At 73.5% G+C, this 22,742-nt stretch carries 21 protein-coding genes; 11 read left to right on the top strand and 10 right to left on the bottom strand.

The window, feature by feature from the left end:
• Positions 1–17 precede the first annotated feature (17 nt).
• The 5 genes from V3N99_15165 to V3N99_15145 all read right to left on the bottom strand — a co-directional run bounded on the left by V3N99_15165 (position 18) and on the right by V3N99_15145 (position 4,927).
• Positions 18–779 carry a phosphatase PAP2 family protein gene (locus tag V3N99_15165; GenBank protein ID MEO3938078.1) on the bottom strand — a complete coding sequence of 254 codons (762 nt, stop codon included), beginning with the start codon at positions 777–779 and terminating at the stop codon, positions 18–20.
• The gene (locus tag V3N99_15160) at positions 779–1,501 is read right to left on the bottom strand and encodes a phosphatase PAP2 family protein (GenBank protein MEO3938077.1); all 723 of its coding nucleotides are present in this window, start codon (positions 1,499–1,501) and stop codon (positions 779–781) included. Before V3N99_15160 ends, V3N99_15165 begins: the two co-directional genes overlap by 1 nt.
• 87 nt (positions 1,502–1,588) lie before the next feature.
• The gene (locus tag V3N99_15155) at positions 1,589–2,605 is read right to left on the bottom strand and encodes a diacylglycerol kinase family protein (GenBank protein MEO3938076.1); all 1,017 of its coding nucleotides are present in this window, start codon (positions 2,603–2,605) and stop codon (positions 1,589–1,591) included.
• A 33-nt stretch (positions 2,606–2,638) separates the two neighbouring features.
• Positions 2,639–4,036, bottom strand: coding sequence for an aspartate aminotransferase family protein (locus V3N99_15150; protein ID MEO3938075.1), 1,398 nt, complete (start codon positions 4,034–4,036; stop codon positions 2,639–2,641).
• A gap of 15 nt (positions 4,037–4,051) precedes the next feature.
• Positions 4,052–4,927, bottom strand: a complete 876-nt coding sequence (locus V3N99_15145) for an LLM class F420-dependent oxidoreductase (GenBank protein MEO3938074.1) — start codon at positions 4,925–4,927, stop codon at positions 4,052–4,054.
• A gap of 82 nt (positions 4,928–5,009) precedes the next feature.
• On the opposite strand from V3N99_15145, the gene V3N99_15140 reads away from it, so the two are divergent.
• The 3 genes from V3N99_15140 (at position 5,010) to V3N99_15130 (ending at position 9,345) form a co-directional block, all read left to right on the top strand.
• Complete coding sequence (locus V3N99_15140) at positions 5,010–5,627, top strand: hypothetical protein (protein MEO3938073.1); 618 nt, start codon at positions 5,010–5,012, stop codon at positions 5,625–5,627.
• Positions 5,628–5,652: 25 nt separating this feature from the next.
• Complete coding sequence (gene zwf / locus V3N99_15135) at positions 5,653–7,146, top strand: glucose-6-phosphate dehydrogenase (protein ID MEO3938072.1); 1,494 nt, start codon at positions 5,653–5,655, stop codon at positions 7,144–7,146.
• A gap of 183 nt (positions 7,147–7,329) precedes the next feature.
• Positions 7,330–9,345, top strand: a complete 2,016-nt coding sequence (locus V3N99_15130; protein MEO3938071.1) for a S53 family peptidase — start codon at positions 7,330–7,332, stop codon at positions 9,343–9,345.
• Positions 9,346–9,438: 93 nt separating this feature from the next.
• On the opposite strand, the gene V3N99_15125 is transcribed toward V3N99_15130, so the two are convergent.
• From V3N99_15125 to V3N99_15115, 3 genes are all read right to left on the bottom strand, one after another.
• Positions 9,439–10,149 carry a class I SAM-dependent methyltransferase gene (locus V3N99_15125; protein MEO3938070.1) on the bottom strand — a complete coding sequence of 237 codons (711 nt, stop codon included), beginning with the start codon at positions 10,147–10,149 and terminating at the stop codon, positions 9,439–9,441.
• Between the two features lie 76 nt (positions 10,150–10,225).
• Complete coding sequence (locus tag V3N99_15120; GenBank protein ID MEO3938069.1) at positions 10,226–11,221, bottom strand: lysylphosphatidylglycerol synthase domain-containing protein; 996 nt, start codon at positions 11,219–11,221, stop codon at positions 10,226–10,228.
• Between the two features lie 41 nt (positions 11,222–11,262).
• On the bottom strand, positions 11,263–12,453 hold the full coding sequence (locus tag V3N99_15115) for a glycosyltransferase (GenBank protein ID MEO3938068.1): 1,191 nt from the start codon (positions 12,451–12,453) through the stop codon (positions 11,263–11,265).
• A 45-nt stretch (positions 12,454–12,498) separates the two neighbouring features.
• Here V3N99_15115 and V3N99_15110 point away from each other — a divergent pair, with 45 nt between their 5' ends.
• Positions 12,499–13,386, top strand: coding sequence for an NAD-dependent epimerase/dehydratase family protein (locus V3N99_15110; protein ID MEO3938067.1), 888 nt, complete (start codon positions 12,499–12,501; stop codon positions 13,384–13,386).
• Between the two features lie 13 nt (positions 13,387–13,399).
• Positions 13,400–14,776 carry a cation:proton antiporter gene (locus tag V3N99_15105; GenBank protein MEO3938066.1) on the top strand — a complete coding sequence of 459 codons (1,377 nt, stop codon included), beginning with the start codon at positions 13,400–13,402 and terminating at the stop codon, positions 14,774–14,776.
• 39 nt (positions 14,777–14,815) lie between these two features.
• On the opposite strand, the gene V3N99_15100 is transcribed toward V3N99_15105, so the two are convergent.
• Positions 14,816–15,637 (bottom strand): UbiA family prenyltransferase, encoded by an 822-nt coding sequence (locus V3N99_15100; protein MEO3938065.1) that lies wholly within the window; start codon positions 15,635–15,637, stop codon positions 14,816–14,818.
• A 48-nt stretch (positions 15,638–15,685) separates the two neighbouring features.
• Between V3N99_15100 and V3N99_15095 the strand changes: the two genes are divergently transcribed.
• The 4 genes from V3N99_15095 to idi are packed head-to-tail and all read left to right on the top strand — an operon-like array spanning position 15,686 to position 19,092.
• Positions 15,686–16,804, top strand: a complete 1,119-nt coding sequence (locus V3N99_15095; GenBank protein ID MEO3938064.1) for a 3-oxoacyl-[acyl-carrier-protein] synthase III C-terminal domain-containing protein — start codon at positions 15,686–15,688, stop codon at positions 16,802–16,804.
• The gene (locus V3N99_15090) at positions 16,801–17,337 is read left to right on the top strand and encodes an isoprenylcysteine carboxylmethyltransferase family protein (protein MEO3938063.1); all 537 of its coding nucleotides are present in this window, start codon (positions 16,801–16,803) and stop codon (positions 17,335–17,337) included. Before V3N99_15095 ends, V3N99_15090 begins: the two co-directional genes overlap by 4 nt.
• Positions 17,338–17,341: 4 nt before the next feature.
• A complete protein-coding gene (locus tag V3N99_15085) occupies positions 17,342–18,493 on the top strand; it encodes an NAD(P)/FAD-dependent oxidoreductase (protein MEO3938062.1) in 1,152 nt (383 codons plus the stop codon).
• Positions 18,490–19,092, top strand: coding sequence for an isopentenyl-diphosphate Delta-isomerase (gene idi, locus V3N99_15080; GenBank protein MEO3938061.1), 603 nt, complete (start codon positions 18,490–18,492; stop codon positions 19,090–19,092). Before V3N99_15085 ends, idi begins: the two co-directional genes overlap by 4 nt.
• A gap of 26 nt (positions 19,093–19,118) precedes the next feature.
• Here idi and V3N99_15075 read toward each other — a convergent pair whose 3' ends face one another.
• On the bottom strand, positions 19,119–19,286 hold the full coding sequence (locus V3N99_15075) for a pyridoxamine 5'-phosphate oxidase family protein (protein ID MEO3938060.1): 168 nt from the start codon (positions 19,284–19,286) through the stop codon (positions 19,119–19,121).
• 183 nt (positions 19,287–19,469) lie between these two features.
• Here V3N99_15075 and V3N99_15070 point away from each other — a divergent pair, with 183 nt between their 5' ends.
• Together V3N99_15070 and V3N99_15065 are read left to right on the top strand one after the other, a co-directional pair.
• On the top strand, positions 19,470–21,476 hold the full coding sequence (locus tag V3N99_15070; GenBank protein ID MEO3938059.1) for a hypothetical protein: 2,007 nt from the start codon (positions 19,470–19,472) through the stop codon (positions 21,474–21,476).
• 34 nt (positions 21,477–21,510) lie between these two features.
• Positions 21,511–22,710: a DUF664 domain-containing protein gene (locus V3N99_15065; protein ID MEO3938058.1), complete on the top strand. Its 1,200-nt coding sequence runs from the start codon at positions 21,511–21,513 to the stop codon at positions 22,708–22,710.
• The last annotated feature ends 32 nt before the right edge of the window (positions 22,711–22,742 follow it).

The following is a 22,742-nucleotide window of genomic DNA, read 5'->3' as shown; positions in this document are numbered from 1 at the left end:
AGCACCCACGGGGCGGTTCACCGCGCCGTGCCACGGTCCTTGAGCCAGCCCCACGCGAGGCCGGCGCACACGACGCCGTTGGCCAGCCCGACGAGCACGTCGGTGAGGTGGTGCATCCCGCGGTAGAGCCGGGCGTAGAGCACCAGCAGCGGGATGACCAGGCAGAGCGTGGTCAGCACTCGGCGGATGCCTGGGTGCGGGATGCGCTGACAGAGCAGGGCGAGCGTGAGGTAGAGCGCGGTGGAGGCGCCGACGTGGCCGCTCGGGAACGACGACGTGGGTGGTGCCTCGTCGAGGTGCGGGACGTCGGGCCGGGGGCGGCCAGTGAGCGTCGTCGCGGCGACGAAGACCGAGGCCTGCAGGGTGATCGCGATGGCCGGGACCACGGCGACCCAGAAGCTGCGGGTCAGGGCCCACACCACGCCCACCACGAGCACGCAGACGCCGATGACGATCTCGGTGTTGCCGACGTGCGACCAGAGTGCCGTGACGGCGTCCCAGGTGGGGGTGCGGGTGTTTTGCAGGGCCCGGTTGACGGCACTCTCGGACTGGAAGCTGCCGAGTGGCCCGACGATGACCATCCCGATGGCGAGGATGACCAGGAAGAGAGCCACGGCCGGCGCGACCAGCCGCAGGGCGATGTCGCGCAGCACGAGCCCCCGGCGGGGTGGGACGAGGGTGTCCCACCGGTGGACGAAGGGGTGTCCGTCATTACGTCGTCGCTCCCGTCCGTTGCGTCGGTCTCGTCGGGGGGACGGGGCTCCATCGACCAGGGTCATCACTCGTGCTCCGCTTCGGTGTCGTGGCGACGGCGGCTGGCACCGCGGTAGCCGAGGAAAGAGGACAGGACCAGACCACAGCCGACCAGCACGCCGGCGACCGTGTCTGTCGGGAAGTGCACGCCGAGGAAGACCCGGTCGAGCACGGTGAGCACCACGACCACCCCCGCGAGCACGACGACCGTTGCGCGGGCGGTGCTCGAGCGCAGCAGCGGCCACAGCAGGATGGTCACCGCCGTGCAGGCGGCCGCCGCGTTGGCGACGTGGCCGCTGGGAAAGCTGTAGCCGGGCGCCGACGACACCGGGTCGTCGACGACGGGGCGCACCCGCTGCACGACGTACTTCAGGTCGAGCGCGATGTTCCAGGCCACCATCATGGTGAGGAAGGCCCAGACGGCTCGCGAGCGCAGTCCCCCGCGCCACCACACGAGCAGGCAGACGACGGTGGCGACCACGTAGACGGGCAGCGGCTGGAGGGCCGTCTCCCAGGTCTTGAGCGCGCTGAGCAGGGCCGGGTGCTGACGCGTGAGCGACGTGGCCGCCGTGATGGCGCGCTGGTCGAGCTCGGCGAGCCCGCTGACCTTCCCGCGCACGACGAGGGCCAGCAGGGTGACGGGGACGGCGAACCCCACCGCGGCGAGCAGGCCCGGCAGCACGGCGGTCCACCGTGGGAGTGGCGCTGCAGCGGGTGCCTCGGCGCTGTGGGGGCGGACGTCGACCATGAGGTCAACCTACCCACTCGAGGCGTTTCCCACCCCGGCCCGAGGTGGGCGGGTCGAGACCTCCTCGAGCCGCAGCGGCGGGCCGCTCTAGGCCTGGGCCTGCATCGGCACGCGCACGAGCAGGGCGCCCGGCAGGATGCGCGTCACCATGCCGTAGTGCCTGCCCATCGGGTCGCCGTCGACCTGGGTCTCGATCGGCTGGCGGACGACCACCGAGATCGACGTGCCCCCGAGGGGGAAGAGCCGCTTGTGGCCGCGGCGGTGGCGGCTGGCGAGGTCGACCGCGACGGACACCCAGCTAGCGGGGCCGGTCGGCGACATGATGACGCCGTCGAGGCGCCCGTCGTCGACCCGCGCGTCGGGCAGCACCTCGAGGTTGCCCTGCAGCCTGCCGCAGTTGCCGATGAGCACCGTCTTGGCGTGCTGCACCTGGGGCCGGGCGCTGCCGCCCGACACGCGCACGCGGAAGCCCTGGTGCCAGATCTTGCCCAGACCGGCGATCGCGTAGGCCGGCCAGCCCAGCACGCCCTTGATCTTCTCGCTGGTCTCGGCCATCACCTCGGCGTCGACGCCGATGCCGGCCATGATGAGAAAGACCTCCTCGTCGTCGCGGCGGGGGCTGTCGTCGTCGCCGTCACCCAGCAGCGTGTCAGGAGAAGGGGAGTCGGGTAGCAGCCGCACGAGTCCCACGTCGATCCGGCGGCTGCTGCCCGTGAGCACGATGCGCAGCGCGTCGACGAGGCTGTCGACGGGGAGGTCGAGGTTGCGGGCCAGGAGGTTGCCCGTGCCACCGGGCAGCAGCCCGATCGGGGTGTCGGTGCCCACGAGGGTCGTGGCGACCGCCCGCACGGTGCCGTCGCCACCGAGGGGGCACACGACATCGACCCCCGCCTCGAGCGCCTCGGCCGCCTGTCCCACGCCCGGGTCCTCCGCGGTCGTCTCGAGGACCATGGGCGGCGCCCAGCCCTCCTGCGCGCACACCTCGGCCAGCTCGTCGGTGACCGTGTCGAGGTCGTCGAACTTCGTGGGGTTGACGATGATGGCGACCCGACGCCGGGAGGCCGGGTCCCCGGACGCGGCGGCGGGAGTGGCGGTCTGCGACATGACACCGACCCTATCGGCGTGGGGGACCCTGCCTCACCCGGTGTAGTAGCCGTCCGCGACGGTGAGGGCCTGGTCGAGGATGGCCAGCCCCTCGCGCACGTCGTCGTCGCTCGTCGTGCACGGCGGCACCACGTGCGTGGTGTTGAAGTGCACGAACGGCCACAGGCCGCGCTCCTTGCAGGCTGCGGTGAAGGCGGCCATGGGGGCGTTGTCGGCACCGGAGGCGTTGAAGGGCACCAGCGGCTCGCGCGTGGCGCGGTCGCGCACCAGCTCGAGAGCCCAGAAGGCTCCCAGTCCTCGCACCTCCCCCACGCTGGGATGCCGCTGCATGAGCTCCTCGAGACCGGGGCCGATGACGTCGGTGCCGAGGTGCCGGGCGTGCGCGATGACGCCCTCGTCCTCGTAGATCTGGATGGACGCGACCGCGGAGGCGCAGGCCAGCGGGTGGCCGGAGTAGGTCAGGCCGCCGGTGAACGGCCGGGTGCGGAAGGTGTCGGCGATCGCCGGGGAGATGACGATGCCCCCCAGCGGCACGTAGCCGGAGTTGACGCCCTTGGCGAAGCAGACGAGGTCGGGCGTGACGCCCCAGTGGTCGACGGCGAACCACTCACCGCAGCGCCCGAAGCCGGCCATCACCTCGTCGGAGATCATGACGATGCCGTGCTCGTCGCAGATCGCCCGCACCCCGGCGAGATAGCCGTCCGGTGGCACGAGGATGCCGTTGGTGCCGACGACCGTCTCGAGGATGATGGCCGCGACGCTGCCGGGGCCCTCGACCATGATCGTGTCCCGCAGGTGCTGCAGGGCTCGCTCGCACTCCTGCTCGGCGCTCGTGGAGTGAAAGGCCGACCGGTAGGGGTAGGGGCCCCAGAAGCGCACGACGCCCGGCATCCCCGGCTCGGTGGCCCACCGTCTGGGCTCGCCGGTGAGGGCCATGGCACCGGCGGTGCCACCGTGATAGCTGCGGTAGGCCGCGAGGACCTTGTGGCGGCCGGTGTGCACCCGGGCCATGCGGATCGCGTTCTCGTTGGCCTCGGCCCCACCGGTGGTGAAGAAGACCATGTCGAGGTCGCCCGGCGCGCGCTCCGCGATGAGCCGGGCCGCCTCGGAGCGCACGTCGACCGAGAAGGCCGGGCCGGCCGTGGCCAGCCGGGCGGCCTGCTCCTGCACCGCGGCGACGAGCCGCGGGTGCTGGTGGCCGATGTTGACGTTGCACAGCTGCGAGCTGAAGTCGAGGTACTCCTTGCCCTCGGTGTCCCAGAACCGCGACCCCTGCGCCCGGGCCAGCGACACCGTGTCGGATCCGACGAGGCCCCACGCGTGGAAGACGTGGTCGCGGTCGGCGGCCCGCACCGTCGCCCCGTCGACGGGGACGGAGAACGTCGTCGGGGCGGCGTCAACGTCAGCGGGTCGGTGGTCGAGCTGGGTCATGGGTCTCCTTGGGGCTCAGCCGATCTCGGTCAGGCGGGGAACGAGCCTCTCGCCGAGCTCCCGGACCGCGGCGGCCGGGTCGGGGGTGAGGGCCCGCAGGTGGATCAGCTCGATGCCGACGTCGGCATAGCCCTGGGCGAGGCGCAGGAAGCCGTCGGGGTCGTCGAGCGGCGGCTCCTGCGGACCCATGACGGTCTTCTCGATCGCGTCGTAGTCGGTGCCGAGCGCGTCGCAGTGCCCGCGCAGCACCGCGAGCTTGTGGGCGGCCTGCTCGGGGCTGGCGACGAGCAGGTTGCAGCCCTGGGCATACTGCGCGACCAGCCGCAGCGTCTTCTTCTCGCCGCTGCCCCCGATGACGATCGGCGGGTGCGGAGTCTGGATGGCCGCGGGCACGTTGATGGTCTCGGCCAGCTGGTAGTGCGTGCCGGCGTAGGCACCGTCGTCGTCCCCCCACATCTGCAGGGTGATCTGCAGCGTCTCCTCGAGCCGCTCGAAGCGTTCCTTGAGCGGAGGGTAGGGCACGCCGAGGGCAAGGTGCTCCCGCTCGTACCACGCGGCGCCGATGCCGAGGAAGGCCCGACCGCCCGACAGCACGTCGAGGGTCGTGGCGATCTTGGCCAGCAGCCCGGGGTGGCGGTAGGTCACACCGGTGACGACGGTGCCGAGGCGCACGGTGCTCGTGCGGCCGGCGAGGAAGCCGAGGGTCGCGTAGGCCTCCAGCATCGGGTCGTGCGCGGTGCGGAAGAACTCCATCTGGAAGTAGTGGTCCATCACCGTCAGCCAGGAGGCCCCGACCTCCTCGGCGGCGACGGCCGTGTCGCCCAGGGCGGCGGCATACGTGCCGGGCCCGCCGGGCAGATTGAAGTCCATGAAGTGGAAGCCGAAACGCATGGGATCAGTCTGCACCCACCGGCCCGGTCCCGCGCCGATTCCTCGGTCGAGGCACACTCGGGCGTATGAAGGCAGGGACCGCATGAGGGCCTGGGCCCGCACCGCGCTGGTGGCCACTCCCACGGTGCTGCTCGCCCTGGCCGGGCTGGTGCACCCCAGCGACCTCGACGCCTCGACAGCCCACCTGTGGTGGACCCTGCACGTGTGGCTGCTGCCCGTCTTCCCCCTGCTCGGCGGGTCGGTCTGGCTGGTGCTGCGCGGCGAGCGCGGCCCCCTGCCGGCACTCGCGCGGGCGGCCGCCTACGGCTTCGCCACGTTCTACACCGGGCTCGACCTGGTGGCCGGGCTCGGGGCGGGGCTGGTGGCCGAGCAGCAGGGCGGCGTGACCCCGACCGTCGGCCGCTTCTTCGAGGTGGGCGACCGGCTCGGCGCGGTCGGGGTGTGGTCGCTCGCGGTCGCGGGACTGCTCACGGGAGCGACCCTCTGGCCGCGCCTGCGCTGGCGGGTGGTTCCCGGCACCACGGCGCTGGTCGGGTGCTGCTACCCCTTCCTGGGCAACCACATCTTCCACCCGCGAGGAGTGCTCGCCGTGCTCGGCATCGGGCTCGGGCTGGGACTGCTGTCCCTCGCCCGCTCCTCCGACGCGGACGGGCGCTCCGTGACGTCCGTGTCAACGATCGACCACGCTCCCCCGAGCTGATCCGAGATGGTGCGAGGATCGGCCCATGACCGACTCCGCGCAGACGATCTCCTACCCTTCGCCCTCGGCCCGACCCCGCCGCGGAGTGAAGGACGGCATCGAGCCCCACGTGATCGTCCTCTTCGGGGCCACGGGTGACCTCGCCCGGCGCAAGCTCCTCCCGGGCATGGCCCACCTGGCGCTGTCGGCGCTGGCGCCCGACATCCGCGTCGTGGGCACCTCGCTCGAGGACCTCGACGACGACGGCTTCCGGGCCTTCGCCCAGCAGGCGGTCGAGGAGTTCGGCAACCTGACGCTGACCCCCGAGCAGTGGGACGACTTCGCCACCAGGCTCTTCTACGTGCCCACGACGGCCGGGCCCGACGGGCTGCGGGCCGCAGTCGAGGCGGCCGAGGCGGGCCTGGGCCCCCACACCCGCCGTCTGCACTACCTCAGCGTGCCCCCCAAGGCGGCGCCCGTGGTCATCCAGACCCTGCGCGACGCCGGGCTCGTGGCGCGCTCGCGCGTGGTCATGGAGAAGCCGTTCGGCACCGACCTCGAGAGCGCCATCCTGCTCAACGACCAGGTGCACGAGACCTTCGACGAGAGCCAGATATTCCGGATCGACCACTTCCTGGGAAAGGAAGCAGCGCAGAACATCCTCGCTTTCCGTTTCGCCAACGGGCTGTTCGAGCCGATCTGGAGCCGCAACTTCATCGACCACGTGCAGATCGACATCCCCGAGACGCTCGGGCTCGACCGGCGGGCGGGGTTCTACGAGTCCACCGGTGCCTACAAGGACATGGTGGTCACCCACCTCTTCCAGGTCCTCGCGTTCGTCGCGATGGAGCCTCCGACCGCTCTGGAGCCGCGGGCGATCAGCGAGGAGAAGAACAAGGTCTTCCGCTCGCTGCTGCCGATCGAGCCCTCCGACGTCGTGCGTGGGCAGTACACCGGCTACCGCGACGAGGAGGGCGTCGCCCGCGACAGCGACACCGAGACGTTCATCGCCCTGAAGTGCCACATCGACAACTGGCGCTGGGCGGGCGTGCCGTTCTACCTGCGCACCGGCAAGCGGCTGGCCGAGGGCCAGCGCATCATCTCGATCGCCTTCCGAGAGGCGCCCAAGTCGATGTTCCCGGCCGACTCCGGCGTGGGCACCCAGGGCCCCGACCACCTGACCTTCGACCTCGCCGACGAGTCGAAGGTGTCGCTCTCCTTCTACGGCAAGCGCCCCGGCCCGGGGATGAAGCTCGACAAGCTGTCGCTGCAGTTCTCCACCCGGGAGACCGAGCACGCAGGGGCGGTCCTCGAGGCCTACGAGCGCCTGATCCTCGACGCCATGCGGGGGGACCACACGCTGTTCACCACCGCGGAGGGCATCGAGTCGCTGTGGGGCCGCTCGATCCCGCTGCTGGACAACCCTCCTGCCGTCAAGCCCTACCCCCCGGGCAGCTGGGGCCCCAACGCCGTCCACCAGCTGGTCGCGCCGCACGCGTGGCGCCTACCCTTCGAGCGGGCCTGGCGCAACCATCGTTGACGACACGAGGGTGCTCGTCTGAACTTCCAGCCAGCTCTCAGCAAGTTGCCCGACGACTCACAGGCCAAACCCCTCAGCATCACCGTCCATGGCGATCTACGGTGCAAGAACTCCACCAGATCCGTCCAGGTGCCGAAGGATGTTCACCGCATCCCGTGGCCCGGACCCCACCAGAGGACGTCCATGACCTCAGCCATCCCTCGTCGGGCACTCGCTCTGACGTGCGCCGCAGCGCTCGGCACGCTCGGCCTGTCGCTCACCCCCTCCGCGCTCGCCGCCGGTGCCCCCTCGAGCAACGGGGGTAGCGCTCGCGCGACCCTCGCCGGCTCGACGCCTCGCTGGCTCGCGCACGCCGAGAAGCAGGCGAGCGACTCGACGACCACCAAGGCGGCAGCCCCGCAGTCGGTCCGTGTCTATCTCGCTCCTCGCGGTGGGATCGCGGCCCTGAAAGCCACGGTCGCGAGCCTGTCCGACCCGGCCTCGGCGCAGTACCACCACTGGCTCACGACGGCGCAGTACGACGCCACCTTCGCGCCGACCGCGGCCAGCGCGGACGCGGTCTCGTCCTACCTGCGGTCGCAGGGCCTCGCGGTCACCGGCGTCGAGAAGAACCGCCGCTACGTCTCGGCCACCGGTACCCGCGCCCAGTTGGGCGCCGCGTTCGGCACCAGCCTCGCGACCTACCGCCACGACGGCCAGACGGTCACCGCCAACTCGAGCGCCGTCACCCTGCCCGCCGCTGTCGGCGCCTCGGTGCTCACGGTCACGGGCCTCGACACGACGGTCACGACCAAGGCCCCCCAGCACGTCGTCCCGGGCGCCACCGGCGACGCCCCCGCGGTCACGCGCCGCACGGCCGACCCCAACGCGACGCCCCCCGCGGCCTTCCAGAACGGCCGCCCCTGCGCGATCAGCTTCGGCACCCCTCTGGCGACCTACCAGGCCGACTTCCGGACCCCTCTGCCGAAGTTCGGCGGCCAGACCCTCCCCTACGCCCCCTGCGGCTACACGGGCCCGTCGTTCCGCGCCGCCTACGAGGGCAACTCGGCCCTCAACGGGGCCGGGGTCACCGTCGCCATCACCGACGCCTACGCCTGGCAGTTCATCGCCCGCGACGCCAACACCTACGCCTCGCAGCACGGCGACGGGTCCTACGCGCCGGGGCAGCTGACCCAGTCCTTCCCGCCCGCGTTCACCCACCAGGCCGCCTGCGGCCCCAGCGGCTGGTCGGGCGAGGAGACCCTCGACGTCGAGGCCGTGCACGCCATGGCCCCGGCCGCCAAGATTAAGTACTACGCCTCGGCGTCGTGCTTCGACAGCGACTTCCTCGAGACCCTCGGGCGTGTCGTCGACGACAACCAGGCCACCATCGTCACCAACTCGTGGAGCGACCTCGAGAGCAACGAGTCCGCTGCCAGCGTCGCCGCCTACGAGCAGGTCTTCCTGCAGGGCGCCACGCAGGGCATCACCTTCCTGTTCTCGTCGGGCGACAGCGGCGACGAGCTGGCCAGGACCGGCATCAAGCAGGTCGACTACCCCGCCTCCGACCCGTATGCCACGGCCGCCGGCGGCACCTCGACCGGCATCACCTCCGGCAGCATCTCGGCCCAGACCGGCTGGGGCACGCACAGCGCGGCCCTGTCCACGAACGGCAAGCGCTGGCTTGACACTGGCTTCCTCTACGGCGCGGGCGGCGGCTACTCGGCGCTGTTCAACCAGCCGGCCTTCCAGAACGGCGTCGTCCCGACGACGGCGCCCCCCGGACGCGCCGTGCCCGACATCGCGATGGACGCCGACCCCAACACCGGCATGCTGATCGGGCAGACCCAGACCTTCCCGGACGGCGTGCACTACGGCGAGTACCGCATCGGCGGCACCAGCCTCGCCTCGCCCCTGCTCGCCGGCATGATGGCCCTCGCCAACCAGAGCGCCGGCACCGGCTTCGGCTGGGCCAACCCGCTGCTCTACAAGGCGCCGAAGGCGACGATCACCGACGTCACGCACCGCACGGCCAACGGCATAAAGGGTGTCGTGCGGGTCAACAACGTCAACGGGATCGACCCCACCAACGGCCTGTCCTACTTCGTGCGCACCTTCGACCAGGACTCCAGCCTGGCGACCGCGCCCGGGTGGGACCCGGTGACCGGCATCGGGGTGCCCAACCCGGCCTTCCTCGCCGCGGTCAGCGCCAAGAAGTAGCACCCAGCAGCACGCACCACCGCACGACGGCGGGGCGCCCTCCCACGGGGAGGGCGCCCCGCTCGTGCATGCGGAGTCCCGGTGACCGCCGCCTCAGCGGCGGGCGACCAGGGCGTAGCCCGACGGCGTGAAGGCGGCCGTGCGGGAGCGCAGCGCCGCACCGACGGGTGAGCTGTGCACCATCCACGTCAGCCGGTGCACGAGGGCGGCCATCAGGGAGCCGAGCCCGGGCACCACGGTCATGCCCTTGCCGACCAGGTCGGAGAGCACCTCGAGCAGGCCACCGAGCGGCTCGATCTCGACGAGGGTCAGACCCGCGTCGTCGATCATCTTGCGCAGGGCGAACTCGGTGTAGCGGTGGAAGTCGTAGGGCGCCTCGTGGATCCCGTAGAGGAAGGGCACGTTGACCAGGAGCGTGCCTCCCGGACGCAGCAGCCGATGGGCCTCACTGAGCACGAGCGCGGGGTTCGGCAGGTGCTCGAGGACGTCGGAGAGGATCACCGTGTCGAAGGCCGCGTCGTCGAAGGACAGTGGCGCCGTCAGGTCGGTGACGTGGTCGACGTGCGGGCCGGCCTTCCAGTCGCCGGTCGTCACGGAGGAGACCCGCGAGCGGTAGGTGCCGTAGAGGGGCGCCTGTCCGCACCCGAGGTCGAGCAGGTCACCATGGGCGTTCTCTGGCAGCGAGGTGGCGTAGAACTCGGCGACGAGGTCGGCCATCAGCCGTGAGGCCGGGGAGACCGCCCCCGCCCGCAGGGTGCCTCGACGCTCGACGTACTTCGTGGGCTGCCAACCGTGGCCGTCCATGCCGGTCCTCCTCGTCGTATGGGGTCGATGGGGTCGTATCGGGTCGTAGGGCGCCGTATCGGGTCTCAGGAGGTCGTCACAGGGACTCCTGCAGGCGGCGGTGACGCGCCCGCAGGCCGCCCACGAGCGCAGCCGCGCCCGCGAGGACGGCGTCGACGAGGATCAGCAGCACCCGCGAGGCGACGACCACCACCACGACGGCGCCCGAGCCGAGGACCGCCCCGAGGATGAAGCCGAGGGCCACCTCGCGGATCCCCGCTCCCGCGGGCGACGGGATGAAGAGCACCCCGGCCGTGACGGCGAGCCCGACACCCCCGACGCACAGCAGCACCAGCCCCACCGACGGGGTCGCTCCGGCGTAGGCGACCAGCACGGTGAGGTGCAGCCCGAGGAAGACCCACGAGAGCAGGGACCACCCGGCCGACCGCAGCGCGGCGCCGGGGTCGAGGGTGACCCCGAGGGGCTCGCGGTGCAGCATCCGCAGCACCCGGTCGAGCAGGGCAGGCAGCGTCTTGGGCAGGGCGACGACGACGACCAGGGGGGCCGCGGCGAGCGCCCACCAGTACCGTCGAAGAGCATCGGGTGAGGCGAAGGGCAAGGTCGCGGCCGCGAGCACGAGCCCGGTCGCGAGGCCGATGGCGAGGTTGATGAGGTTGCCCGCCAGCATCGTGCGCCGGCTGGCCCCTCGCTCGCGGGCCGCCTCCATCTGGAGCACGATCGGCCAGACCGAGCCGGGGAGGTACTTCCCCAGCTGGCTGACGAAGAAGACCCGCAGGGCGTCGCTGCGGCGCAGGGTGATGCCGACCCCGCCCATGACGCTGTGCCACATCAGGCCGTTGCACAGGACCCCGAGGACGGCCGCAGCCGCGCTCAGCGCGATGCCCGTGGGCCCCACCCGCACGAGGGTGGAGGAGAAGGAGGCGCGGTTCTTCGCCACCGCCCACACCAGAGCCACCAGCACGACCAGCATCAGGGCCCGGCTCGCGTTGCGGCGCCAGGCGGGCTGCCCCGCGACGGGCGACGGGTCCTCAGACGCGTCGACGGCTGGGGGCTCCGCCTTCGGGTCCGGCACGGGGTCTCACTCTCGAAGCAGGGGGTACGTTTCGGGCCACCCTAACGGCCCGGGCCGCGCCCTTCCGCACCGACGAGCGAGGTCAGCAGGTCGCGGTAGCGGCGGCCCACGGCGTCGACGGAGAGCGACTCCGAGAGCTCGCGGGCTGCCTCGCCGAGCCGCTCGGCGCGGTCGGGGTCGGCGACGAGGGAGCGCACCGCTGCCGCGAGCCCGGGCTCGTCGCCCGCCTGCACGAGCAGACCGGTGTGCCCCTCGAGCACCACCTCGTTGAGTCCCGGCAGGTCGCTGGCCACGATGGGCGTGCCGACCCCCATGGCCTCGAGCAGCGCGACCGGCAGACCGTCCTGGTCACCCGACGCGGCCCGGGTGCTCGGCACCACCATGAGGGCGCTGGCGGCGTACTCGCGGGCCAGCTCGCCCCGGCCCAGGGCTCCGAGGAAGGTGACGGGCAGACCGCGCGCCGACGCCTCGAGCTCGGCCCTCAGTGGTCCGTCGCCGACGACCCGCACCCGCAGGTCGAGGTCGGCCAGGAGCGGCAGCGCGGCGAGCAGGTGCCGCAGGCCCTTCTTCTCCACGAGCCGCCCGACGAAGAGCACCTGGCCCGGCACCCGCGCCACCTCGGCCGCCTCGGCGCGGATGGTCGACAGGTCGGCGCCCATCGGCATGACGTGGGCGTCCGCCGGGGCGGCCCCGAGGCCGACCAGCTGGGCGCGCATGTCCTCGTTCATCGCCGTCACCGCGGCGGCCCGGCGCACGACCAGCCGCTTGAGGGCGGTGGAGACCGGGTCGCGCAGGCCGTAGAGGTCACCGCCCAGGGTCGTGACCACGGACGGCACCTGCCGCATCGCCCCGAGCGCGGCCACGCCCTGCGGCACGAGCCAGTGCACGTGGAGCACGTCGGGCGACTGCCGCCGCACCTCGCGCCGCAGCGCCAGCCACTCCGCGACGACGAAGGGCACCACCTGCAGCCAGCGCGAGGGGCGTGCGCGCAGGTTCTCGAGGATGGCACCGTCGGCGAGGTCCTCCCACCGGCGCGGGAAGTAGCGGAACCGGATGACCTGCACCTCGCCGATCCGCTGGCGCGCCGTGGCTCCGGGCACGGACGGTACGATGACGGTCGTCTCGAAGGCCTCGGCCTCCTGCTGGGCCAGATCGAGCACGAAGCCCGGAGTGCCGTCGTGGGCCTGCGCGGGAAAGGTCGAGGCCAGCACGAGCAGCCGTGGCCGCGTCATCCGACACCGAGTCCGGGCCCGACCAAGCACTGGAGGACAACGCTCGTGACGCGCTCTCGCATCGCGGTGGTCGGCGCCACCGGATTCATCGGCAGGGCGGTCGTGGACGCCGCAGCGACCCAGGGTCTGACGACGGTGGCATTCACGCGGGGCACTCCTGCGGTAGGCGGCGACGGGAGCCTGGCCCCCGGGATCCGCGAGGTGGAGACGGTCGTCTGGACGGCTGCGAGCATAAACCCTGCGCTCGCCGAGACCCGACCGGACCTCGTGGCGGCCGACGACGCGGCGCTGTCGGGTCTGCTGCAGGCCCTCGACGACGCCGGGTCCACCGCCCGGGTGGTCTTCCTGTCGTCCGGGGGGACCGTCTACGACGTCACCGAGCCGGCGCCCTTCGCCGAGGACAGCCCCTGTGCGCCCTCGGGTGCCTACGGCCGCAGCAAGCTGGCGGCAGAGCGCCGGGTGCTGGCCCGCGACGGGTCCGTCGTCATCCGGATCGCCAACGCCTACGGCCCGGGGCAGCCGGTCGCCCCCGGCCAGGGGGTGGTGGCGCACTGGCTCGCCGCGGTGGGGCGGGGGGAGCCGCTGCGCGTCTTCGGGTCGCTCGACACCGCCCGCGACTACGTCTACATCGACGACATCGCCCGCGCCGTCGCGACCGTGGCCTCGACAGCGGCGCCCCCGCGGGTGATCAACGTCGGCTCGGGTCGGGGCACCACCCTGGGTGAGCTGCTCGACGCCGTCCGACAGGTCGCCGGTGATGTCGAGGTGGTGCACGAGGAGTCGCGCTCCTTCGACGTGTCGCGCACCTGGCTCGACGTGTCGCTCGCCGCCACCACGGTCGGCTGGGCGCCCCGCGTCGCCCTCGTCGACGGGATCGGCACCACCTGGCGTGCCGCCCGCGACGCGTCCGCGCACTCGTCGTCGCAGGCCTGACCGGCCAGCGCCCATGCCGACGTCGTCGATCTACCTGCTCATCGGGCTGTCCCTGCTGCTGGCGGTCGTGCTCCCCCGGGCTCTGTCGCGGGTCCCTGTGTCGCCGCCGATGGTCCTCGTCGGCGTCGGCATCCTCATCGGGCGCTCGCCCCTCACCAGCGGGCTCGATGCCGACCCGGTGACCCACCGCGGGGTCATCGAGCACGTCACCGAGCTCACGGTCCTGCTGGCCCTCATGGGGGTGGGCCTGGCCCTCGACCGACCTTTGACCCTGCGCGACCGGCGCTCGTGGGCGCGGTGGTCGCCCGCCTGGCGCCTGCTGGCGGTGGGGATGCCGATCACCATCGGCGGGGTGGCCCTCATCGGCTGGGCCGCCCTCGGGGTGGCCCTGCCCACGGCGGTGCTCCTCGGCGCCGCCCTGGCGCCGACCGACCCCGTCCTCGCCTCCGACGTGCAGGTGGAGGGTCCTCGGGTCGCCGTCGGTGACGAGGTCGAGCTCGGCATCGACGGCGAGGTCGACGAGGACGACGAGGTGCGCTTCGCGCTGACGTCGGAGGCCGGGCTCAACGACGGGCTCGCCTTCCCCTTCGTGCACCTCGCGATCCTGCTCGCCGGCGTCGGCTCGGTGGCCACCTGGGGCGGGTACTGGCTCGGCTGGCACCTCGTGCTGCAGATCGTGCTCGGCGTCGCCGTCGGTGTCGGGGTGGGCCGCGCGCTCGCCGCGGTGGCCTTCCGCTCGCCTCGCCCCGCGCTGCGCCTCGCCGAGCAGGGCGACCCGCTGCTGGTCGTCGCGGCGCTGCTGACGTCCTACGGGCTGAGCGAGCTGGTCGGTGGCTACGGCTTCCTGGCGACCTTCACGTGCGCCATGACCATCCGCGCGGCCGACCGCTCGCACGGCTACCACGAGGCGATGCACGGGGTGGTCGAGCGCCTCGAGCGCCTCCTCACCCTCTTCGTCCTGCTGGCGCTCGGGGTGGCCATGACGCACGGCCTGCTCGCCGCCCTCGACGCCCGGGGCATCGCCATCGGGCTGGCCCTGGTCCTCGTGGTGCGCCCGGTGGCCGGGCTCGTCGCGCTGCGGGTCAGACCGAGGTCGCTCGGCGAGCCGGGGGCGCTCACCCGCTCCGAGGCGCTGGTCACGGCGTTCTTCGGCGTGCGCGGCATCGGGTCGCTCTACTACCTCGCGTACGCCGCCGGCCACGCCGACTTCGCGCAGGAACGGTGGATGTGGTCGGTCATCGCCTTCACCATCGCCGTGTCCGTGATCGTCCACGGGGTGGGGGCGACGCCGGCGATGCACTGGCTGGGCCACCGCAGGGGACCGGGCCCCGCTGACACCGACCTCCCCGCGGATTGCGGGCCTCCGGCGACGGGCACCACTGGGGCATGACCGGCCAGTGGGCCCACGTCCGCCGAGGGCACGCGGCGCTCACGCGGTCGAGCGCACCGCCAGGAGCACCACGTCGACCACGGCGATGAGGGCCCCGACGACGAACGGCCAGCGACCGCGCGCGAAGGCGCCGACGCCACCAGCGACCACGCAGACGGCGAGCACCGCCAGGGCCCACGTGGGTGGGCGGCCCGGGCCGAACACCGCGGTCACCGTGCCGCCCACGAGCAGCACGACGGCCGCGACCCTCGTGACCGACGCGCCCAGCCGGTGTGGCAGGCCGCGCACCCCGGCGCGCAGGTCGTCGTCGAGGTCGGGAAGCACGTTGAGCAAGTGGGCCGCGACCCCGAGGAGCGCCCCGGTGAGCGTCATCCAGGGTGGCGCTACGGCCACACCGTGGGACGATGGTGCCGCAAGCGTGATCACCGAGGGCAGCGACCCGAAGGCGGCCGCATACGGAAGGGGCGAGAAAGCGGTGGCCTTGAGACCCAGGTTGTATGCCCACCCGCCGGCCACCCCCAGCCCCAGGTGCACCGCCGCCGACGCGGCCCCGACGCCGAGCGACAGCACGAGGCAGGCCAGGAGGGCCGCCAGGGTCGCCACCCGCAGGGTCTGCACCGAGACCTCGCCCAGCGCGGCCGGCTTGTCGGCTCGATGGGCCTGCCGGTCACGCTCGACGTCGAGCAGGTCGTTCGACCAGCCGATCGAGAGCTGGCCGGTGAAGACAGCGGCCACCACGAGGGTGCCGGTCACCGCGCCCCGTCCCGTCGCCACCGCCAGCCCGGTCGCCACCGCGGTCACCGCGACGCAGGGGCCGGGATGACACGCGCGGGCCAGCTGCACCGCCGAGGGTCCACTCACCCGACGAGCGTAGGGAGCGAGCGCGCACTCCGCCCGGCGGCCAGCTCGCTGCTCGCCGTGGCCGCGGCGCTGCCGGAGCACCGCTATCCGCAGTCGGAGGTCACCCGGGCCGTCGCCGACATGCTCGGCGCCGAGGGCCGGACCCGCGCCCTCATGGAGCGCCTGCACGCCAACTCCGGTGTGGGACAACGGCATACGGCCCTCCCGCTTGAGCAGTACGCCGGTCTCGCCGACTTCGGCGACCGCAACGACGCCTTCATCGCCGCCGCGGTCGACCTCGGGTGCGAGGCGGTGTCGGCGGCCCTCGCGGCGGCCGGCTTCCAGCCCGGCGACGTCGACCTGATCATGTCGACGACGGTGACCGGCCTCGCCGTGCCGTCGCTCGACGCCCGGGTCGCCGGGCGCCTGGGCCTGCGGGAGGACGTCAAGCGGGTGCCCCTGCACGGCCTCGGCTGCGTCGCCGGGGCGGCCGGCATCTCCCGCCTGCACGACCACCTCGTCGGTCACCCCGACGACGTCGCGGTGCTCCTGTCGGTCGAGCTGTGCTCGCTCACCATCCAGCACGACGACCTCTCGACCGCCAACCTGGTCGCCACGGGGCTCTTCGGCGACGGAGCGTCCGCCGTCGTGCTCGGCGGATCACGGGTCGTCCCCGGACCGGCCCACAGCCGGACCGGGCCCGACCCGTCGTCCAGATCGGTGTCTGCGGTGTCCCCCGTGTCCCCGGTGGGGGTCGTGGCGAGCAGGAGCCGCCTCTACCCCGACACCGGCCGAGCCATGGGCTGGGACGTCGGCGCGGGCGGCCTGCGGATCGTCCTCGGGGTCGAGGTGCCCGATCTCGTGCGCACCCACCTGCGCGACGACGTGGACCGCTTCCTCACCCAGCAGGGCCTCACCCGCGCCGACATCGGCTGGTGGGTGGCGCACCCCGGCGGCCCCAAGGTGCTCGAGGCGATGCAGCAGGCGCTCGAGCTCGAGCGCGAGGACCTCGGCGTCACCTGGCGCTCGCTGGCGGCGATCGGCAACCTGTCGTCGTCGTCGGTGCTGCACGTGCTGGCCGACACGCTGCGCGAGCGGCCGCCGGCACCGGGCAGCCACGGCCTGCTGCTGGCCATGGGACCGGGGTTCTGCCTCGAGACGGTGCTGCTGCGGGCGGGCACTCCGTGACCGCCGGCTGGTACACCGTCGTCGTGCTGCTCGTCGCCCTCGAGCGCCTGGCCGAGCTCGTCGTCGCCCGTCGCCACCTCACCTGGGCGCTCGCGCGCGGTGGGGTCGAGAGCGGGCAGCGGCACTACCCGGCGATGGTGGTGCTCCACACGGGGCTGCTGGTGGGCTGCCTCGTCGAGGCCTGGTGGCGCCGCCCCGACGGGCATCCGCTGTTCGCCGTGGTCGGGTTGGTCGTCGTCGTCGCCGCCCAGGCTCTGCGCTGGTGGTGCATCCGCACCCTCGGGCCGCAGTGGAACACCAAGATCGTCGTCGTTCCCGGCCTCGGTGCCGTGCGCACCGGCCCGTATGCCGTGCTCCCCCACCCCAACTACGTCGCCGTAGCCCTCGAGGGGCTCGCGCTGCCGCTGCTCGGCTCCGCCGTCCTCACGGCCGTGGCCTTCACGCTGCTCAACGCCGCGCTGATGGCGGTGCGGATCCCGGCCGAGGAGGCCGCCCTGCGCGCTGCGGTGCCCGTCCCCGGACGGGCGGGCTGACGCGGTGGACGACCTCCTCGTCGTCGGCGGCGGACCGGTCGGCCTCGCCACGGCCCTGCACGCAGCCCGGGCCGGACTGTCGGTGTCGGTGCTCGAGCGACGGAAAGGCTTGGTGGACAAGGCCTGTGGCGAGGGGCTCATGCCCTCGGCCGTCGCCGAGCTGCACGAGCTCGGTGTCGGCGAGGCCATCGCCCGGGACGGGATGCCCCTGACCGGCATCGCCTACGTCTCCGGCCGCCATCGGGTGGAGGCGCCCTTCTCCCGAGGCCCCGGGCTCGGGGTGCGCCGCACCCGGCTGGCCGCGGTCCTCACCGACGCCGTGGCCCGGGCCGGCATCCGCACGCACCACGGCACCGCCGTCGAGGTGCGACGCGACGACCACGGCGTCGTGGTGGTCCAGCGCGAGGGGGTGGACAGCACCGATCACGCCGAAGACACCGAGCACACCGAGCACACCGAGCACACCGAGTACACCGTGTACACCGAGCACACCGCCCGATACGTCGTGGCCGCCGATGGCCTGCACTCCCCCGTGCGCCACCTGCTGGGTCTCGACGCCCCCCCGGCCCGGCCGCGCGAGGGAGCGCGTCACGGACTGCGCCGCCACGTGCGGGTCGCCCCGTGGACCTCGCGCGTCGAGGTGCACTGGGGCGCGCTCGCCGAGGCCTACGTCACCCCCGTCGGCCCCGACGAGGTGGGCGTCGCGGTGCTGACCCGCGAGCGCCTCCCCCTCGACGACCTGCTGGTCGGCTTTCCCGAGCTGGCTGCGCGGCTGGCCGGTGCACCGGCCACCTCGACCCCGCGCGGAGCCGGCGGGCTGCGACAGGGCTCGACGCGTCGGGTGGCGGGGAGGGTGCTGCTCGTGGGTGACGCCTCCGGTTACGTCGACGCCCTCACCGGCGAGGGCATCGCCCTCGGGCTGGCCCAGGCCCGCGCGGCGGTGGAGGCGATCGCGGCGGGCGACCCCGCGGCCTACGAGCGCTCGTGGCGACGCCTGACGCGTCGCCCCGACGCGCTGACCGCAGGCCTGCTGCGCGTGACCCGACCGGCCTGGGGCCGACGGGCGCTCGTCCCTGCGGCGGCCACGGCGCCGTGGGTCTTCCGCGGAGTCGTCGACGCGCTCGCCGGCGCCCGCACCGACCTGGTGACGCGATGAGCACCACCTCGGTCCACGTCGGGGCCGACGAGCTCGTCGTGCTCCTCGACGACGACGGCCGCGCCGTCGGCACCAGCACCAAGCTCGAGGTGCACAGCTCCAATACGCCACTGCACCTGGCCTTCTCGTGCCACCTGCTCGTCGACGGCGGGGTGCTGCTCACCCAGCGGGCCGCGACCAAGCGGACCTTTCCGGGGGTCTGGACCAACGCGTTCTGCGGGCACCCCCTGCCCGGGGAGCGCCTGAGGGACGCGGTGCACCGCCGCGCGCGCGACGAGCTGGGCCTCGCGGTCACCGACCTGCGGCTCGTGCTGCCCGGCTTCCGCTACCGCGCGGAGGCCGGCGGGCTCGTCGAGCACGAGTGGTGCCCGGTGCTGGTGGCGAGGACAGAGTCGGTCGAGCACCTCGACCTCGCCCCCGGTGAGGTCGACGCGACCGCGGTCGTGCCGTGGGCCGAGCTGGTGCGCCGCACGGTCGACGACCCCTCGCTGTCCCCGTGGGTGCGCGAGCAGGTGCCGCTGCTGCTCGCTCTCGGCCGGGAGCCCGACCGCTGGCCCGAGGCCGACCCGGCCGGGCTCCCCCCGGCCCTGACCTGGTAGGCGGTCAGAGCTCGAGCTTCTCCGAGTCACCCGCCTCGGGGTGCTGACCTTGCCCGGGCTCTGCCAGTACTGAGCCGAGTCGTCGTCGGCGAGGTGCGACCCACGAGGAACCAGGCGTCGCCGTCGAACTGGGCCTGCTGCGTCGTCATCGGGGTGCGGTGCAGCGCGCCGCCGTCGGCCACGGTGGTCAGCATGGGTTCAGGGGTGAAGGAGCCCGCGGCTCCGTCGGTCGGAGGACTCCTACGCGCTGGGCGATCGACGACACCATCGGCCTCGCCGCGACCGCCCCAAACGGGCCCCGCGGGCCCGCGGTTCGTGAGAGGGTCGAGCACTCACCAACCCGGCCAGCCCGGCCAGCCCGCAACCAGGAGGTGGCCATGACCCTCGTCCCGGCCACCGACCAGCCCGGCATCCGTTGTCCCACGTGCGCTCGAGCGCAGCTCACTGTTCCCCACGACATCCCGGATATGCCGGACGAGCCTGACACCCGGTCCCACGACGACGTCGTCGCGGTCTGCCCGGCCTGCGGCCACCGCGCCCATGCGAGCCTGGTGGCCGAGGCGACGTGGCTCGCGGGCGAGCAGCAGCAGCTGCTCGCCCGGCTGTCCTGGGTGCAGGGCCGGATCGCCGCGGGCGACACCACCCCCACGGGCTGGGTGGTTCCCGGCTGGGCGGGTGCCCCCGCACCCACGCCCGGCCGTCCGGTGCAGCCGTCACCACCGCCGCGGCCCTCCCTGACCGCCCAGACGCTGTTGCTCGCGGGTGGGGCGCTGCTCCTCGTGATCGCCACGGTGGTCTTCGCCGCGGTCGCCTGGGACCGGCTCGGCGCGGGAGGGCAGGTCGGCCTGCTCGTGGTGGTCGTGGGGGTGCTCGCCGCATCGGCGCACGGCCTGCGGCACTCCTACCGGTCGACGGCCCAGACGCTCGCCGCCGTGGCCGCCGCCGTCGCCGCGGTGGGCCTGGTCGCCGCGCCGCGGCTCGGGCTCGGCCCGCCGTGGCTGCGTGAGCACGACGCCGCATGGGGTGCCGTCGCCATGCTCGGGGTCGTGGCGCTCAGCGCGGCCTTCACGCGGATCTCCGACCTGCGGGCCTGGCGGCTGGCGGCCGTCGTGGCCGCGGTGCTCGCCGGGTGGGCCGCGTGCCTCGCGGCGTCAGGCCAGCGGGGCGGAGCCGCTCCGCTCGCCGTGGGGGCGCTCGTGGTCGTGGGCGCCGTCGTGCTCGTGCTGGCGCGACGGTCGGTGCCTCCGACGGCCGACACGGTGCGCGCCGACCTCGTGCTCGCCGGGACGGGGCTGGTCGGAGTCGCCGTCGTGCTGTCGCTGACCGGCTACGGCGACTCCCCCCGCTACGGGTCGTGGGCCCTGTGCTGGGCGCTGGTGGCCGGCTCGTTGGGCGCGGTGACCATGACCCGACCTCGTGCAGCCTCGTCCCGGTTCTCGTCCTTCGACCCCCTCGTCGTCGCCGCCGCCGTTGCCGTCGCTCACGTGCCCGCCTTCGTCGCAGGCGCCCTCGTCGTCGGCAGCCGCGGGCCGGTCCACCTTCCGGTCGCGCTGCTGGCCGTCCTCGGGGCCGTCACCCTCACGACGACCGCCCTGCCCGTCGTGCGCGACCACCACCTCGTCGCTGCCGTGAGCGCCTTGGCGGTGACCGTGTGGGTGCTCGGGCTGCCGCTGCTCGAGGCGGCCGCGAGCGCCCGTCGGGTCGGGGCCGGGGACGGGTCCGGCGTCAGCGCCGGCGACGTCACCGGCTTCCTGGCGGTCGTCGCCGCTGCGCTCGTCGTCGTGGCCGTGCTCGATGTCCTGTCCCTCGAGCAGACTTGGCTCTCGCAGCTCGCATGGCTCGGTGCCGCCGCAGGCAGCGCAGCCGGATGGATCTCGTTGTTGGACAACGACATCCATCAGCTGGAGGGCTTCACCCTCCCGGCTGCGGGACTGCTGTTCGTCGCGGGGTTGGTCGTGCTCGTCGGAGCGAGCAGAGCTCGTGCACCGCAGGCGGCGCCGTCGTCGCTGCGCGAGGGCTTCAGCCGGGCCGGCTCGGTGGCCGTGCTCGGACCGGCCCTGGCGATGGCCCTGCTGCCCTCGGCCGTGGCCGCCCTCGACGAGGCTCTCGGCCGGCAGTCTCCGACGCGCGCCGTCCTCACGATCGCGGTCTCGGTGCTCGTCGCCCTCGCCGGGGCGCTGCTGCGCCTGCGGGCGGCGCTCGTCATCGGTCTCGCGGCGCTCGTGGTCGCGGCCGTCGGGCAGGTCGCCACCGTCTCCGACCTCGTGCCCCGCTGGGTCGTGCTCGCGGTGGCGGGGACGCTGCTGCTTGGGGCCGGGTTCTCCTTCGAGGCCCTCGCCGGAGCTGGTCGTCGGGCCTGGCGCTTCGCCGGCGACCTGCGCTGACGCGGCCCGCGGCCCCGGGGTGGGAGGCTGGGGGATGGCCGACACCGAGCACGCGCACGAGTCCCCCTGGCGGTTCACCCAGGAGTTCTGGGACGAGCGGTATGCCGCTGCCGACCGGCTCTGGAGCGGCCGGCCCAACCCCCGCCTCGTCGAGGAGGTGACCGGCATGCCCCCGAGCACCGTCCTCGACGTCGGGTGCGGTGAGGGCGCCGACGCGATCTGGCTGGCCCGGCAGGGCTGGGAGGTCACTGCGGTCGACATCTCCCCTGTCGTGCTGGCGCGCGCGGCGGCACACGCCCGCGAGGTCGCGCCGCAGGTCGCCGACCGGATCACCTGGACCCAGGTCGACCTGACCGCCTGGGAGCCCGGCGAGGCGTCGTACGGGCTGGTGTCGGCCCAGTTCGCGCACCTGCCTCAGCCCGAGCTGGCTCGGCTGCACGCGCAGCTGGCGTCGGTCGTGCGCCCGGGCGGGACGCTGCTCGTCGTCGGGCACCATCCGGACGACCTGCGCCCTGAGATGGGCGGCCTGCGGCACGGCGGCCACGCGATGATGCCGACCGCCGAGCAGGTCGCCCAGGGCCTGGACCCGCACGAGTGGGAGGTGGTGGCCACCGACGCACGCACCCGCGAGCAGGCCCACCCCGAGACCGGGGAGGTCATGACGGTCACGGACGCCGTCATGCGGGCCCTGCGCCGGGCGGTCGGCGTGGGCAGCCGCTGGCTGCCTCCCGAGCAGGACCCCCGCGAGTCGGCGACGGGCACGCTCACCGACGAGCGCTCGGTCCTGACCGACTACCTGCGCCACTACCGCATGACCTTCGAGCTCAGGTGCGACGGTCTCGACGCGCAGCAGCTGGCTCGCCGCTCGGTCCCCCCGTCGACGCTGTCCCTGCTGGGGCTGCTGCGTCACCTGGCCGGGGTCGAGCAGCTCTGGTTCCGGACGCGCCTGTCCGGCCTGGAGGGCCCTCGTCACTTCCGTGAGACCGGGCCCTGCGGCGAGTTCGACGGGGCGGTGGCCGACGACGCGGTCGTCGCGCACGCGTGGGCCCTGTGGCGCGAGGAGGTGGCGTTCGCCGAGGCCTACGTCGACGCGGCGCCCTCGTTCGACCAGGTGGGAGCCGACGGCGAGATGGTGCTGCGGGACGTCATGGTGCACATGATCGAGGAGTACGCCCGGCACTGCGGCCACGCCGACCTGCTGCGCGAGTGCCTCGACGGCCGGGTGGGGCAGTAGACGCCGTTGCGTCCGCGTCCCGGGGGCCCTCG

The organism is Dermatophilaceae bacterium Soc4.6 (genome assembly GCA_039889245.1).
Classification (GTDB): Bacteria; Actinomycetota; Actinomycetes; order Actinomycetales; family Dermatophilaceae; genus Lapillicoccus.
The sequence above is the reverse complement of the archived record's forward strand: the minus strand, read 5'-3'. Positions and strand labels throughout refer to the sequence as shown.

Excerpts from the sequence above, each read along its gene's own strand:
- V3N99_15160 (MEO3938077.1), bottom strand. The coding sequence starts at position 1,501 with ATGGTCGACGTCCGCCCCCACAGCGCCGAGGCACCCGCTGCAGCGCCA.
- V3N99_15130 (MEO3938071.1), top strand. The coding sequence starts at position 7,330 with ATGACCTCAGCCATCCCTCGTCGGGCACTCGCTCTGACGTGCGCCGCA.
- V3N99_15150 (MEO3938075.1), bottom strand. The coding sequence starts at position 4,036 with ATGACCCAGCTCGACCACCGACCCGCTGACGTTGACGCCGCCCCGACG.
- V3N99_15165 (MEO3938078.1), bottom strand. The coding sequence starts at position 779 with ATGACCCTGGTCGATGGAGCCCCGTCCCCCCGACGAGACCGACGCAAC.
- V3N99_15070 (MEO3938059.1), top strand. The coding sequence starts at position 19,470 with ATGACCCTCGTCCCGGCCACCGACCAGCCCGGCATCCGTTGTCCCACG.
- V3N99_15115 (MEO3938068.1), bottom strand. The coding sequence starts at position 12,453 with ATGACGCGGCCACGGCTGCTCGTGCTGGCCTCGACCTTTCCCGCGCAG.
- V3N99_15125 (MEO3938070.1), bottom strand. The coding sequence starts at position 10,149 with ATGGACGGCCACGGTTGGCAGCCCACGAAGTACGTCGAGCGTCGAGGC.
- V3N99_15155 (MEO3938076.1), bottom strand. The coding sequence starts at position 2,605 with ATGTCGCAGACCGCCACTCCCGCCGCCGCGTCCGGGGACCCGGCCTCC.
- zwf (MEO3938072.1), top strand. The coding sequence starts at position 5,653 with ATGACCGACTCCGCGCAGACGATCTCCTACCCTTCGCCCTCGGCCCGA.
- V3N99_15075 (MEO3938060.1), bottom strand. The coding sequence starts at position 19,286 with ATGCTGACCACCGTGGCCGACGGCGGCGCGCTGCACCGCACCCCGATG.
- V3N99_15065 (MEO3938058.1), top strand. The coding sequence starts at position 21,511 with ATGGCCGACACCGAGCACGCGCACGAGTCCCCCTGGCGGTTCACCCAG.
- V3N99_15145 (MEO3938074.1), bottom strand. The coding sequence starts at position 4,927 with ATGCGTTTCGGCTTCCACTTCATGGACTTCAATCTGCCCGGCGGGCCC.
- idi (MEO3938061.1), top strand. The coding sequence starts at position 18,490 with ATGAGCACCACCTCGGTCCACGTCGGGGCCGACGAGCTCGTCGTGCTC.
- V3N99_15105 (MEO3938066.1), top strand. The coding sequence starts at position 13,400 with ATGCCGACGTCGTCGATCTACCTGCTCATCGGGCTGTCCCTGCTGCTG.
- V3N99_15140 (MEO3938073.1), top strand. The coding sequence starts at position 5,010 with ATGAGGGCCTGGGCCCGCACCGCGCTGGTGGCCACTCCCACGGTGCTG.